Source organism: Hymenobacter cellulosivorans, assembly GCF_022919135.1.
Taxonomy (GTDB): Bacteria; Bacteroidota; Bacteroidia; order Cytophagales; family Hymenobacteraceae; genus Hymenobacter; species Hymenobacter cellulosivorans.
Genome location: NZ_CP095049.1, coordinates 1,917,085 through 1,929,115, shown reverse-complemented (window position 1 = coordinate 1,929,115; position 12,031 = coordinate 1,917,085). Strand labels below are relative to the sequence as shown.

The following is a 12,031-nucleotide window of genomic DNA, read 5'->3' as shown; positions in this document are numbered from 1 at the left end:
CGCTGCGGTGGGGCTTTTTGTTTTCCGGATGGGTCTTACCACTGCCCCTTTACAGCTCATTACCAAGGCCGGCCGTAGCTATTTTCTGACCTTAGTGCCGTAGCTTTACTTTCATGTCCGTCTTTCAGACCTACCTGCAGCTCGGGTTTTTCCACATTTTCAACCTGCAGGCCTACGACCACCTGGTGTTTCTGCTGGCCCTGTGCGCGCCGTATGCCGCCGCCGAATGGCGCCGCGTGGTAGCCCTGGTTACCAGCTTCACCATCGGGCACTCCATTACGCTGGCCCTGGCCACGCTGGGCTTCGTGCAATACAACGCCCGCCTGATTGAGATTCTGATTCCGCTGACTATTCTGCTGACCAGCCTGCTCAACCTGCGCCAGGCTGGTCAGGACACCCGGCGCCAGCCCCTGCTCTGGGCCCTGCCCAATCTGCTGGCCGCCGTATTTGGCCTGATTCACGGTCTGGGTTTTTCGAGTTACCTGCGCGAGCTGCTGGGCCAAAGCAGCCGCCCGCTGGCCGAGTTGCTAGCCTTCAACATCGGGGTGGAGCTGGGCCAGCTGCTTATCGTGGCCCTGATCCTGTCAGTCGGCTTTGTGGTGTTGCGAGCGGCGCGGGTAGCGCGGCGCGACTGGATTCTGGTCGTGAGCGGCGCGGCGGGCGGCATTGCCGTAATCTTGTTGCTGCAAAACCTTACCACTTAAGAAACTATGCCCGCTTGATGCAGCGTTTGGCTGCCGTCCCTGTCTTTTGCTTTCCAGGTGCCGTGCGCAAGTACGTACCGCGCTGATTTTCTTGATTTTTCGCCTCTTTATACTGTTTCTATGTTCAGAAACTTACTGCTGGTCGCGGGCCTGGCGACGCTGACGGCGGCCCCGCTGCTGGCCCAGAATACCAACTCCGGAACCGACAAATTCCAGCAGCTCGACCAGCTGCTGCCCACGCCCAACTCGTTCCGGACGGCTTCCGGGGCGCCCGGCGCCGACTACTGGCAGCAGCGCGCCGACTACAACATCCGCGTCACGCTGGACGACAATACTCAGTCCATCAAAGGCTCCGAGGACATTACCTACACCAACCTCTCGCCTGACGTGCTGACCTACCTTTGGGTGCAGCTCGACCAGAACATCCTCGACAAGAACTCCATCACCACTTCCACCCAGGTGGGCGAGGTAAAGGATAAAATGTCGTTTCAGGCCATGGAGTACCTGATGCGCTCCGACTTCGACGGCGGGTTCAAGGTTGAGTCGGTAGCCATGAAGGGTGGCAAAGCCCTGAAGCACACCATCAACCACACGATGATGCGCATCGACCTGCCCCAGCCCCTGCGGCCCAAGCAGTCAGTGACCTTCAGCATAGCCTGGCACTACAACATCAACGACCAGCTCAAAATCAGTGAGCGGAGCGGGTACGAATTCTTCCCTGACGACAAGAATTACCTCTACGAAATTGCCCAGTTCTACCCCCGCATGGCCGTCTACAACGACGTGCGCGGCTGGCAGCACAAGCAGTTCCTGGGCAGCGGCGAATTCACCCTGCCCTTCGGTGACTACCGCGTGAGCATCACCGCCCCCGCCGACCACGTGGTAGGCGCTACCGGCGTGTTGCAGAACCCCGACCAAGTGCTAAGCGCTACTCAGCGCAAGCGTCTGGCCCAGGCCCGGGGGGCCAAGAAGCCAGTGCTGATTGTAACCCAGATGGAAGCCGAACGGGCTGAGCAAAAGCGGGCCTCGGGCACCAAGACCTGGACCTACGCCGCCAAAAACGTGCGCGACTTCGCCTGGGCTTCGTCCCGCAAGTTTATCTGGGACGCCATGGAAATTGAGCAGGCCGGCAACCCGGTGCTCTGCATGAGCTACTACCCCAAGGAAGGTAACCCGCTGTGGGGCAAGTACTCGACCGAAGTCGTGGCCCACACCATCAAGACTTACTCCAAGCACACCATCGACTACGAATATCCGGTGGCTATTTCGGTGCACGGCCCGGTGGGCGGCATGGAGTACCCGATGATCTGCTTCAACGGCGGCCGCCCCGAGAAGGACGGCACTTACTCAGCCGACCGGAAATACGGGATGATTTCGGTGATTATTCACGAAGTGGGGCACAACTTCTTCCCCATGATTATTAACTCCGACGAGCGGCAGTGGTCGTGGATGGACGAGGGCCTGAACACGTTCGTGCAGTACCTGACCGAGCAGGAATGGGAACGGGGCTACCCCTCGCGCCGCGGCGAGCCCAAGAACATCGTGGAGTACATGCGCACCGATAAGAGCCTGCAAACCCCGATTATGACCAACTCGGAGTCGGTGCTACAGTTTGGGCCTAACGCCTACGCCAAGCCTGCCACCGGCCTGAACATCCTGCGCGAAACGGTAATGGGCCGGGAGCTGTTCGACCACGCCTTCAAAACCTACGCCCAGCGCTGGGCCTATAAGCACCCCGAGCCGGCCGACTTCTTCCGCACCATGGAAGACGCCTCGGGCACCGACCTCGACTGGTTCTGGCGCGGCTGGTTCTACACCACCGACCACACCGACCTGAGCCTGGAAGGCGTGAAGTGGTACACGGTCGACTCCAAGAACCCCGAAATCGAGAATGCCAAGCGCCGCGAAATGCTCAACAGCGCCCCCCAGACCCTGAGCCAGCAGCGCAACATGCAGGACATCAAGAAAACGGTGGTGGATGAGAAGCCCGACCTGAAGGACTTCTACAACAACTACGACCCCACCGCCACCACCGACGCCGACCGGGCCCGCTACCAGAAATACGTCAGCACGCTCACGCCTGAGCAACAGAGCCGCCTCAACGCCGGCCTGCACTTCTACGAGCTGGATTTGCGCAACGTCGGCGGCCTGACCATGCCGGTCATCGTGCAGATGACTTTCGAGGACGGCAAAACCGAAATGCTAAACATTCCGGCCGAAATCTGGCGCAAAAACAACGAGCACGTGACCAAGGTCGTCATTACGCCCAAGCCCGTGGTAAGCTTCAGCCTGGACCCTTTTCAGGAAACGGCCGACACGGACCTGAGCAACAACAGCTTCCCCCGCAAGCTGGCTCCCTCACGTTTCGAGCTGTATCAGCAGCAGCAGCAGGCCGCGCCTAACCCCATGCAGCAGCAAAGCACCACCCAGCAGCGCCAGCCCGCCGGGGGCGGCAGCACGGGTGGCACCAACTAATTGTCTCTGCGGAAACAAGCCAAAAAAGGCCGGGCATTAGTGCCCGGCCTTTTTTATGCGTGCAACCCTTGACCACGCGCTTGGCTCTTCTTTGAAACATTTAGCCAACCTCCTTACCCTCCTGCATATGCGCCACCTCTTCTCCGCTCTTGCTCTTGTCTCCTTATTAGCTCTGCCGGGTTGCCAGGAAGGCTGCATCGACGAAGCTCCCGCCCCAGCCTGCTATTCCGGCAAAGTTGTCGGCGCCGCCTGCATGGATGGCGTGCTAATCGAGATGGACAGCAATTACCCCATTGGCAAAGCCCACGGGCAGCATACGAACCTGGTAGCCGGGGTGAACCTGCTCCAGCAGTCAAAGCCCGAATTAAAGATTGACGGGCAAGTGGTGGAGGTAGGTCAGACCATCTACTTCACTTACACCGAGGGGCCGAACATGTCAAATGCGTTTTGCCCTCAGAATACGGTACCGCTGCCCATTCCGCATCTAACGCTGAGCAACGTGAGCACCGTTGGCTGCGGTCAGACCAAGCCTGATTAGCCGGTAATTCAGCCCGTAGTGTCTGACATTAACAGAGAGCAGCCCGCGGAATTCCCGTGGGCTGCTCTCATTAGAGCCGCCGCTTGTCTGGGCAGGAAAGCAAGGCTTCTGCTTCCTGCAATTACGACGACTCAACTCGGCTCGGCTCTTTTAGAAAAGGCTTGTGCTCAAACCAACTAGTATTTCCTAGCTTGGCAGCCGCAACCAAAATCACTACAACTATGGGAATTCTCGACGGCCTGCTGGGCAATGCTTCCGAAAACGACGCGCAGGAACTCCAGCAGGAGCTCACGCAGATTCTGGCCACCGGGGAGCGGATTGAAAAAGCCTACGCCATCATCCGCGACCAGATCATTTTCACCAACAAGCGCCTGATTCTGGTAGACAAGCAGGGCGTTACGGGCAAAAAGCGCGAAATCCTGAGCGTGCCCTACCGCAGCATCGAACGGTTCTCGATGGAAACCACCGGCCACTTTGACCTCGACGCCGAGCTCAAAATTTGGATTCGCGGCCAGGCCGAGCCTATCAGCAAGAACTTCCGCGACGACCGCAGCATCCACGATATCAGTCGCGCTCTGGCCGAGTATGCCCTGTAGGGGCGAAATAGTGAGATGGTGAGCTGGTGAGTTTGTCTTTCGGCTAGCACGTTTGCTTCCGTCATTGCGAGCTTGCGAAGCAATCCGTCCTCTGCGTAGTACGAAACGTCCTTTTACCAGAAAGCCCCTTCCTACAGCGTGTAGGAAGGGGCTTTCAGTTTAGAAAGCTCGGCACATTTTAAATGATGGATTGCCGCAATTAGCGCCAGCCGGACAGCAAACTCACTAGTCCACCATTTCACCATCTCACCGCTACGCCGCTGGCGTCTGGATGGCAGGCGGGGTCGGGTTGTATTGGGGGGTACCGGTGGCGTGCTCGGCTTTTTTCTTGCCTTGGTCGTCTTTCACGTCGCGGCGGCTGAAGGGGCGGATAATCAGGCGCAGGGCTTGGTCGGAGCTGAAGTAGCTGAAGGCCCAGTCGACAAAGGCCACCACTTTGTTACGGAAGCCCACGAGCGTCATCAAGTGCACAAACAGCCAGGTAAACCAGCCGAAGATGCCGCTGAAGTGCACGTCCTTGGGCAGGTCGACTACAGCCTTGTTGCGGCTGACAATGGCCATTACGCCTTTGTTCTTATACACGAACGGCACGGGGGCCTGACCTTTGATGATGCGCTGTAGGTTGTCGCCCAACAGCTCGGCCTGTTGCTGAGCTACGGGCGCCAGCATAGGCAGACCGCGGGGCATTTCCTCAGTCACCATATTGGCCACGTCGCCGATGGCAAACACATTGGGCAGGCCCTCCACCTGGTTCCACTGGTTCACGTTGATGCGCTTGTTGCGGGCCACGATTTCGGCCGGAATGCCCGGCACGGCGGCCCCGTTTACCCCAGCTGCCCAGATCAGGTTCTCGGTCGGGATAAAGTCGGTTTCGGAGTAGTAGGCCCGGCAGTTCTCGTAGCCCTTGATGTGGGTGTTGAGCCGCACCTCGACGCCCAGCTCCTGCATGTAGCGCATTGCATCCTGCTGCGACTTCACCGACATGGGCCCTAGCAGCTCCGCCCCGGCCTCAACCAGGATGATTTTCATCTTGCTCAAGTCCAGCTCGGGGTAGTCTTTGGGCAGCACGTGCTTGCGCATCTCGGCCAGTGAGCCGCTGATTTCCACGCCCGTCGGGCCGCCGCCGACTACGACAATGTTCATCAGGGCCTGCTTTTCCTCGGGGTTTTCGGTGAGCAGGGCCTTTTCGAAGTTCTGGAAGATAAAGCTGCGCAGGTTCAGGGCATTCGGGATGCTCTTGATCTGCATGGCGTTTTTCTCCAGGCTTTCGATGCCGAAAAAGTTGGTCAGCGAGCCGGTAGCCAGCACTAGGTAGTCGTAGCGAATGTCGCCCACGCTGGTCTGCACCGTGTTGCTGGCCGTGTCCACGCGCTGCACGTCGGCCATGCGGTAGAAGAAGTTTTTCTGGCCGGCGAAAATCTTGCGAATCGGGTAGGCAATGCTGTCGGCTTCCAGGGCGCCGGTGGCTACCTGGTAAAGCAGAGGCTGGAAGTTGTGGTAGTTGTTGCGGTCAATAACCACCACCTGCACCGGCGCGTCGCGCAGGGACTTGGCCAGGCGCAGGCCACCAAAACCGCACCCCACAATCACGACGCGGGGCTGAGAGGAAACCGGAAGATTCGTGTCCATAGGATTTTGCTGAAAGGAACGAGCCAAGGTAACCGCTTTTATATAGCGGCAATGGCATCCTTGGCCTTTACCCCAAAAGCACCGTTCTGGTTACCGTTCAGCTGCTTTCCAAGCTGTAGGTAACGGCCTAAAAACCAGAAAGCCCGCGTTTCTGCGAGCTTTCTGGTTTTTCTGGGCGCGGCAGATTAATAATCGACGCCTTCCTTTTTCTTGAATTCGCCCTGCTTGATCTGGTTGATGAGCTGCAGCCAGCTGAAGGGGTTCAGCAGCGGGTTGTTGGTTTGGGGCGTGGGCGCGGTGCCCATGCGCCGGGCTTGGTCGTTTTGCTGGCTCTGCATGGTCTGGCGGTAGTTGCCCATGCTGGTGACCGGTGCGTTGTTAAAGATGCGGCGCAACACCTGCTCGTTGAGGTTGTCGGCCATGGCCGAGCCCCGCTCCTTGGGCAGCTTCAGGGCCAGAAAAGCGCGCTTAAACTCCTTTTCGGTGGCATAGGGGAAGATGCGCACCTCAGGCAGAATCGTGGCGTCTTCCTTGAGCTGCACAATCACCGAGTAGCTCTGGCGCTGGTAGTCGGGCGGAATGACCACCGTCTGGTTGCGGTAACCCAGGGAGCGAATCACGATACTGTCGCCGGTGAGCACGGGCAAGGAGAAGTAGCCGTAGGCGTTGGTGGCCGTGCCGCGGCCGGCTTTGGGCACAAATACGGTGGCCCCGGGCACGCCCAGCAGCGAGTCGCCGGTGGCAATGATACCGGTAAACTGCACCACGCGGCGCTGCCCCTGGGCCTGGGCCCTAGTGGGGCTCAACCCAAGCAGGGCGAAGATGACCAGCACCAAAACCAGCCACGAAGAAGGAATTCGAACACTACCAGACATACAAGGCATTACAGACTACAATAATACGGCTCTTTCAAGGGTAGAAGCCCGGGTTGGTGTAAATTTGTTCCTACCCCAGCCCACAAGCCTGCTTCGCCTTTCAGACAAAAGATGCGCCTAAAACACTTCAGCGTTGCATTCGGTCAACAACTATTCAAAGCTTTTGGTGACGATTCGCGGGTACGCATCCTGCATTTGCTGTGGCGCAACCAGGAAATGTGCATTTCTGACCTGGAACAGGTGCTCGACTTCACCCAAACCAAGACCTCCCGGCAATTATTATATCTGAAAAATGCGGGTTTGGTGAATTTTCGGCGGCTCGACAACTGGGCTTTCTACTTTATCAAGGACGAAGTAACCGATTTGGTGGTCCAGCTGTTGGCCTTAATGGAAAAGGACGCCCAGCTCACCCACGACCAGCAGATTTACCAGACGCTGTGGTCGAACCGGGAGCTGGCCGCGTACAAGCTCCAAAACCGCCGCTGGACCGGCATGCCCTAATCCGGCGCTCCGGCTGCATTATTTCCCCTCGCAACTCCTCCCTATGACGCTGGCTTACCACCTGTTTGTGTGCAACAACCAAAAAGACGAAATCGGCAAGGACGTGGCCCGTGCCCTCAAGATTGAAATCAAGAAGCAGGGGCTGAAAAGTCTGCTTCTGGGCGGCGTGAAGCGCAAAACCAGGGTCCAGACCTGCAACTGCCTCGACGTGTGTAAGAACTGCAAAAAAGGCCCCGGCGCGGCCGTCATCATCTACCCCGAAGGCACGCTCTACGGCGACGTCAGGCCCAAGGATGCGGCCGACATCGTGCAGAATCATTTGCTCGACGGCCGGGTTGTAAAAAGACTGTTGCTCGACTAACCCTCCCTTTCCGTGCCCATCTCCGCCCCTGCCAAGCAATATCGCCACCTGTTCTTCGACCTCGACCATACCCTGTGGGACTTCGAGAAGAATGCCGAAGAGACCTTGCGCACCCTCTTCGACCACCACAACCTGGGCCGCTTCGGCTCGTTCACCGTCGAGGAGTTCATCAGCCGGTACCGCGACGTAAACCACGCCCTGTGGCGGCTCTACCAGGGCAACAAGATCAGTCAGCAGCAGCTGCGCAGCGTCCGGTTTGTGCGCACGCTCACCAAGCTCGGGGTCGACGAGGCTGATGTACCCTTCAACATCAGCCAGCAGTTCACCGACATCCTACCGCAGAAGTCGGCCGTGTTTCCCTTCACTCACGAGGTGCTCGACTACCTGCACGGCAAGTACACGCTGCACCTGATTACCAACGGCTTCAAGGACATCCAGCATATCAAGCTCACTTCCTCTAAGCTGACTGACTACTTTCAGGAAGTTATTACCTCCGAGTGCAGCGGCTTTCTAAAGCCCGATGCCCGCATGTTCCGCCACGCGCTGGAGCGCACCGGGGCCATCGCCGCCGAAAGCCTGATGATAGGCGACAATCTGGAGTGCGACGTGCTGGGTGCCTATAATGCCGGCATCGACCAGGTATACTTCAACCCCGACAAGCGGCGCCACTTTGCCAGCACGACCTACGAAATCAGCTGCCTGAGCGAGCTACGCGAGTTTCTATAACAAACGGCCCTGCCCTCGGAATTCTGATTCCAGGGGCGGGGCCAGATTTTGGGCCACTAGTCCTTCGAAGCTTACAGCAGCGCTCGGTCCCAGTTGAGTTCCTGCTCACTGATGGCCGAAAGCAGCACCAACCCAACTCCGACCAAGCCCTGGCGCAGGTCGTGCTCCCGGTGCAGGTAAAAATCCGTGTGCAGCTCGTGGCTCAGCCAGCTGCGGGTTTGGGTGAGCCAGTAGCTATAGCCCTTGCGGTAGGCCTCGTGCCCAGTAAGCTGGTAGAGCTTGCGGTACAGGTGGGCCACGCCGGCCGCCCCGGTACCAAACTCGGCGGTGGTAACGCCGGTGGAGCGCACGTCGGTGCGCAACAGCGTATTAAGGCCCACTAGCTCGGCCAGGCGCACCAGCTCGGCATCTTGCAGCAGCTCGTATCCCTTGTAGAACAGCAGCGCCTGGCCCAGGTCGCCGGCCCGCCAGCTTAGCTCGTTGCTGAAGGTGGCATCGTCTTCCTGGTCATGGCCAATTTCGGCGGGAAAGATGGCGTACTTCTTCTCCGAAAAATCGACCTCCCGCTTGGCCGACAGGATATAGAGAATGCCCTGCCGCACCTGCTCTATGAGGCTCGCGCGCAAGGTGCCGCGCTCGGCCAGCTGCACGAGCAGCAGCAGCTCGCCCGCCAGCCCATCGGCCAGGCCCAGGCGCGTAGCGGGGGCCCCGGGCTTGGTGGCACCCGGGAAGCCCAGAGCCTTTTCGGCCAGCATCCGCTCCACAAGGCCCGTCACTTGCTCCCACTGCCCGGCTTGTAGCTGCTGGGGCAGGCGCAAGTAGAAGTAGCGCACAATGCGCAGCAAGTCGGCCCGGTTGTGGCTGGCATTTTCAATCAGAACGGTAGCTTCAGTGAGCAGGCGTACGTCCCACTCAGCCAGCTGGTCGGAGTTTTCGGTGCTGAGTACGGCGTGCTGCACCATTTCGGCATGCAGCCAGGCCAGCACCACCAAGTTATTCAGCTGCGAGGGCGACAATATGCCGGCCACGCTGGGCGCCAGCAGTATCAGCAGCTGGCTCAGCAGCTCCTTGGCCCGAATGGCATCCTGCTCCTGACCAAACACCCGATATACAGCATAGTAATAAGCGGCATACCCCAGCCGCTCGGAAACATTGCCGCCGTGGCTGCTTTTATTGGCCACTATTGTATGGATATCGCGCCAGCCAGTTATCAGGCCGTCCTTGTCCTTGTGCACCGATGATAAAGAAGGCTTGCCCATCTTACTATTCATGACTGGGGAGTAAAGGTCAAGCCCGGCCCTGCTGCTTATCTCCGAAATAAGGTATTGATTCACATTGGCAACCAGCTCAACCGAAGCCGATCCTCAAGGATTGCTTTGGTTGAGCTGGTGTCTGGCCCACTTCACTGAGTCGTTGCCAGAGCTACCGGTAGTACCCTCTGCTTACTAGCACGAGGTGAAGATGCCCGTTACCACGATAATCGTAGCGCATGGCAAGCTTGAGGTTTCGGCATCATCACTGAATAACTTGGCCTGGGGAGAAGGCTGCTTGCTGAATACCGTGATAGTGGTTTTTTTGAAATCGAATTTGGCGGTGGTGTCGATGTTTTTCATAGGATCTAGAACAGTGAGAGGTGGTTGTGAGAGAAGTGATATACTTTGCTGTGGAGTGAAACAAACATACTGGCAAGGTTCGGAAGCTGGTAAAATATTACACCAACCGCGGGTTCAGATACACCAACCCTGAATTTTCGCGGTACCTTCCTGCCTGGTTTCCTTGGTATTTTCTTTGTCTGCTACCTGTGCGGCTTAGCGTTGGGTAGTTGTTCATCTAATGTCACATGCCCTTGTCTCCTTTCAAAGCCAAGTCCGTTCTTATTCACCTGTTCATCTGGCTGGGCTACATTGGGTACGAGTCGGCCTTCTTGTTCATTACAAGCAACATAACCATTAATTTTTGGGAAACGGGCTCCTACTTCGCGCTGATTGCGCTGGTGTTTTATGCGAATAGCCTGTTCCTGCTGCCCTATTTCTTTGCCCGCCGGGCCTACGTGGCGTACGCTGCAGGCGTTGTAGTCCTACTAGGCTTTTATGGCATGCTGCGCTACGGAGTAGCCGTGTATCTACTGCCCCGCATCACGGATAGGCTGCTCTCGCCCTATACCACGGCCATGACGTTCTGGATGATTACTCTCTACCGGGGTATCTACTTTCTGCTGCTGAGCTTTGGCTACTGGTTTTCCCGCAACGCCGTCCGGCTCGAAAAGCAAAAACGACTCAATGAGGAGCAGTTGCGGACGGCGGAGCGCAGCCTGATGGAGGCCGACTTGGCGTTTCTCAAAAGTCAGATCAATCCGCACTTTCTCTTCAACGCCCTGAATTTCCTTTACGCCCAGGCGTATCCACACTCCGAAGATACGGCCAAGGGCATCCTGCTGCTCTCGGACATCATGCGCTACGCCCTCAAGGACGACGACAACAACGGCAAGGTGATGCTGGAAAAGGAAGTGCAGCACCTACAAAACTACATTGCCATCAACCAGCTACGCTTTAGCAACCGCCTGCAGATTCGGTTTGAGATAATCGGCAGCCTGCAGTTTCTGATGATTCTGCCCCTGATCCTCATCACCTTCGTCGAAAACTGCTTTAAGCATGGGGAGCTGAATGACCCTGCGGCCCCGCTGCTCATCCGAATAAAAACGGAAAACAATCGGCTGCACTTTTTGACTTCTAACAAGAAACGGCATGGTCCAAAGGAGAAAACCACCGGTATCGGGCTTGTAAATACTCAGAAAAGGTTAGATATTGTTTATCCGGACCGCTATGCGCTGATCGTAACCAACGAGCCGGAGTTCTACACCTGCCAACTCACCATTGACCTCTAAGCCAATGATTTCCTGCCTGATAGTGGATGACGAACAGGGTGCCATCGACATTCTGAAGACGTTTATCGATAAAACCCCTTTCCTGACACTGGCGGGCAGTACAACCAATCCGATTGAGGCGTTGAGTATTGTGCAGGATCAGGCCATCGACCTGATTTTCCTGGATATTCACATGCCCCAGATTTCGGGCCTGGATTTTATGCGCTTGCTCAAGGGCAAGAGCAAAGTCATCCTGACCACGGCCTACAGCGAGTTTGCCGTGGAAGGCTTTGAACTCGAAGCCCTTGACTACCTGCTCAAACCCATTGCCTTCGAGCGGTTTCTGAAAGCGGCTCAAAAAGCCCTGAACACCTCCATGGACAGCACCGCCCGCTGGCAGACCGCCGAAAAGGAGGATGACTACATTTTCGTGAAAACGGAGAGCAAGGGCAAGATGACCAAGGTCAACTTCGATGAAATTGTATTCGTCGAAGGAATGAAGAATTACATCTCCATCAATACCGCCGACGACCGTATTGTTACCCTGCTGAATATCAAGGACCTGGAAGACCGACTGCCCCCCAAAAACTTTATGCGGGTGCATAAATCCTACATCGTATCCTTAAACAAAATCAAGGCACTGGACGGCAACCAGATTCTGTTTAAGGACATGAAGGCCTACGTGCCGCTGGGCGAAACCTACCGCAACGCCTTTTTTGAGGCGTTGCAGGAAAAGGTCATGGGAGGGAAGAAGTAACGGCGG

General features: G+C 57.1%; 13 protein-coding genes. 9 read left to right on the top strand and 4 right to left on the bottom strand.

Features of this window, described 5'->3' with window-relative positions:
- Window positions 1–113 precede the first annotated feature (113 nt).
- The 4 genes from MUN80_RS08335 to MUN80_RS08320 all read left to right on the top strand — a co-directional run bounded on the left by MUN80_RS08335 (window position 114) and on the right by MUN80_RS08320 (window position 4,313).
- The gene (locus MUN80_RS08335; RefSeq protein WP_244722196.1) at window positions 114–704 is read left to right on the top strand and encodes a HupE/UreJ family protein; all 591 of its coding nucleotides are present in this window, start codon (window positions 114–116) and stop codon (window positions 702–704) included.
- A gap of 120 nt (window positions 705–824) precedes the next feature.
- On the top strand, window positions 825–3,179 hold the full coding sequence (locus MUN80_RS08330) for a M1 family metallopeptidase (RefSeq protein WP_244722195.1): 2,355 nt from the start codon (window positions 825–827) through the stop codon (window positions 3,177–3,179).
- A 127-nt stretch (window positions 3,180–3,306) separates the two neighbouring features.
- Window positions 3,307–3,717: a hypothetical protein gene (locus MUN80_RS08325; protein ID WP_244722194.1), complete on the top strand. Its 411-nt coding sequence runs from the start codon at window positions 3,307–3,309 to the stop codon at window positions 3,715–3,717.
- A gap of 221 nt (window positions 3,718–3,938) precedes the next feature.
- Window positions 3,939–4,313 carry a PH domain-containing protein gene (locus tag MUN80_RS08320; protein ID WP_244722192.1) on the top strand — a complete coding sequence of 125 codons (375 nt, stop codon included), beginning with the start codon at window positions 3,939–3,941 and terminating at the stop codon, window positions 4,311–4,313.
- Window positions 4,314–4,565: 252 nt separating this feature from the next.
- On the opposite strand, the gene MUN80_RS08315 is transcribed toward MUN80_RS08320, so the two are convergent.
- Together MUN80_RS08315 and MUN80_RS08310 are read right to left on the bottom strand one after the other, a co-directional pair.
- Window positions 4,566–5,942: an NAD(P)/FAD-dependent oxidoreductase gene (locus MUN80_RS08315; RefSeq protein WP_244722190.1), complete on the bottom strand. Its 1,377-nt coding sequence runs from the start codon at window positions 5,940–5,942 to the stop codon at window positions 4,566–4,568.
- A gap of 185 nt (window positions 5,943–6,127) precedes the next feature.
- Complete coding sequence (locus MUN80_RS08310) at window positions 6,128–6,817, bottom strand: carboxypeptidase-like regulatory domain-containing protein (protein WP_244722187.1); 690 nt, start codon at window positions 6,815–6,817, stop codon at window positions 6,128–6,130.
- A gap of 111 nt (window positions 6,818–6,928) precedes the next feature.
- Between MUN80_RS08310 and MUN80_RS08305 the strand changes: the two genes are divergently transcribed.
- From MUN80_RS08305 to MUN80_RS08295, 3 genes are read left to right on the top strand one after another with little or no spacing between them, the layout of a single operon-like run.
- On the top strand, window positions 6,929–7,318 hold the full coding sequence (locus MUN80_RS08305; RefSeq protein ID WP_244722185.1) for an ArsR/SmtB family transcription factor: 390 nt from the start codon (window positions 6,929–6,931) through the stop codon (window positions 7,316–7,318).
- 43 nt (window positions 7,319–7,361) lie between these two features.
- Window positions 7,362–7,679 (top strand): (2Fe-2S) ferredoxin domain-containing protein, encoded by a 318-nt coding sequence (locus MUN80_RS08300; RefSeq protein ID WP_244722182.1) that lies wholly within the window; start codon window positions 7,362–7,364, stop codon window positions 7,677–7,679.
- 12 nt (window positions 7,680–7,691) lie between these two features.
- Window positions 7,692–8,405 carry a YjjG family noncanonical pyrimidine nucleotidase gene (locus MUN80_RS08295; RefSeq protein WP_244722180.1) on the top strand — a complete coding sequence of 238 codons (714 nt, stop codon included), beginning with the start codon at window positions 7,692–7,694 and terminating at the stop codon, window positions 8,403–8,405.
- 71 nt (window positions 8,406–8,476) lie between these two features.
- Here MUN80_RS08295 and MUN80_RS08290 read toward each other — a convergent pair whose 3' ends face one another.
- Both MUN80_RS08290 and MUN80_RS08285 read right to left on the bottom strand, forming a co-directional pair.
- Complete coding sequence (locus MUN80_RS08290) at window positions 8,477–9,676, bottom strand: lanthionine synthetase LanC family protein (protein WP_244722178.1); 1,200 nt, start codon at window positions 9,674–9,676, stop codon at window positions 8,477–8,479.
- A 174-nt stretch (window positions 9,677–9,850) separates the two neighbouring features.
- Window positions 9,851–10,018: a hypothetical protein gene (locus MUN80_RS08285; protein ID WP_244722175.1), complete on the bottom strand. Its 168-nt coding sequence runs from the start codon at window positions 10,016–10,018 to the stop codon at window positions 9,851–9,853.
- A 227-nt stretch (window positions 10,019–10,245) separates the two neighbouring features.
- Between MUN80_RS08285 and MUN80_RS08280 the strand changes: the two genes are divergently transcribed.
- Both MUN80_RS08280 and MUN80_RS08275 read left to right on the top strand, forming a co-directional pair.
- Window positions 10,246–11,289, top strand: a complete 1,044-nt coding sequence (locus MUN80_RS08280) for a sensor histidine kinase (RefSeq protein WP_244722172.1) — start codon at window positions 10,246–10,248, stop codon at window positions 11,287–11,289.
- 4 nt (window positions 11,290–11,293) lie between these two features.
- Complete coding sequence (locus MUN80_RS08275) at window positions 11,294–12,025, top strand: LytR/AlgR family response regulator transcription factor (RefSeq protein ID WP_244722169.1); 732 nt, start codon at window positions 11,294–11,296, stop codon at window positions 12,023–12,025.
- The last annotated feature ends 6 nt before the right edge of the window (window positions 12,026–12,031 follow it).

Excerpts from the sequence above, each read along its gene's own strand:
- MUN80_RS08285 (WP_244722175.1), bottom strand. The coding sequence starts at position 10,018 with ATGAAAAACATCGACACCACCGCCAAATTCGATTTCAAAAAAACCACT.
- MUN80_RS08300 (WP_244722182.1), top strand. The coding sequence starts at position 7,362 with ATGACGCTGGCTTACCACCTGTTTGTGTGCAACAACCAAAAAGACGAA.
- MUN80_RS08330 (WP_244722195.1), top strand. The coding sequence starts at position 825 with ATGTTCAGAAACTTACTGCTGGTCGCGGGCCTGGCGACGCTGACGGCG.
- MUN80_RS08325 (WP_244722194.1), top strand. The coding sequence starts at position 3,307 with ATGCGCCACCTCTTCTCCGCTCTTGCTCTTGTCTCCTTATTAGCTCTG.
- MUN80_RS08335 (WP_244722196.1), top strand. The coding sequence starts at position 114 with ATGTCCGTCTTTCAGACCTACCTGCAGCTCGGGTTTTTCCACATTTTC.
- MUN80_RS08320 (WP_244722192.1), top strand. The coding sequence starts at position 3,939 with ATGGGAATTCTCGACGGCCTGCTGGGCAATGCTTCCGAAAACGACGCG.
- MUN80_RS08290 (WP_244722178.1), bottom strand. The coding sequence starts at position 9,676 with ATGAATAGTAAGATGGGCAAGCCTTCTTTATCATCGGTGCACAAGGAC.
- MUN80_RS08315 (WP_244722190.1), bottom strand. The coding sequence starts at position 5,942 with ATGGACACGAATCTTCCGGTTTCCTCTCAGCCCCGCGTCGTGATTGTG.
- MUN80_RS08310 (WP_244722187.1), bottom strand. The coding sequence starts at position 6,817 with ATGTCTGGTAGTGTTCGAATTCCTTCTTCGTGGCTGGTTTTGGTGCTG.
- MUN80_RS08275 (WP_244722169.1), top strand. The coding sequence starts at position 11,294 with ATGATTTCCTGCCTGATAGTGGATGACGAACAGGGTGCCATCGACATT.
- MUN80_RS08305 (WP_244722185.1), top strand. The coding sequence starts at position 6,929 with ATGCGCCTAAAACACTTCAGCGTTGCATTCGGTCAACAACTATTCAAA.
- MUN80_RS08280 (WP_244722172.1), top strand. The coding sequence starts at position 10,246 with ATGCCCTTGTCTCCTTTCAAAGCCAAGTCCGTTCTTATTCACCTGTTC.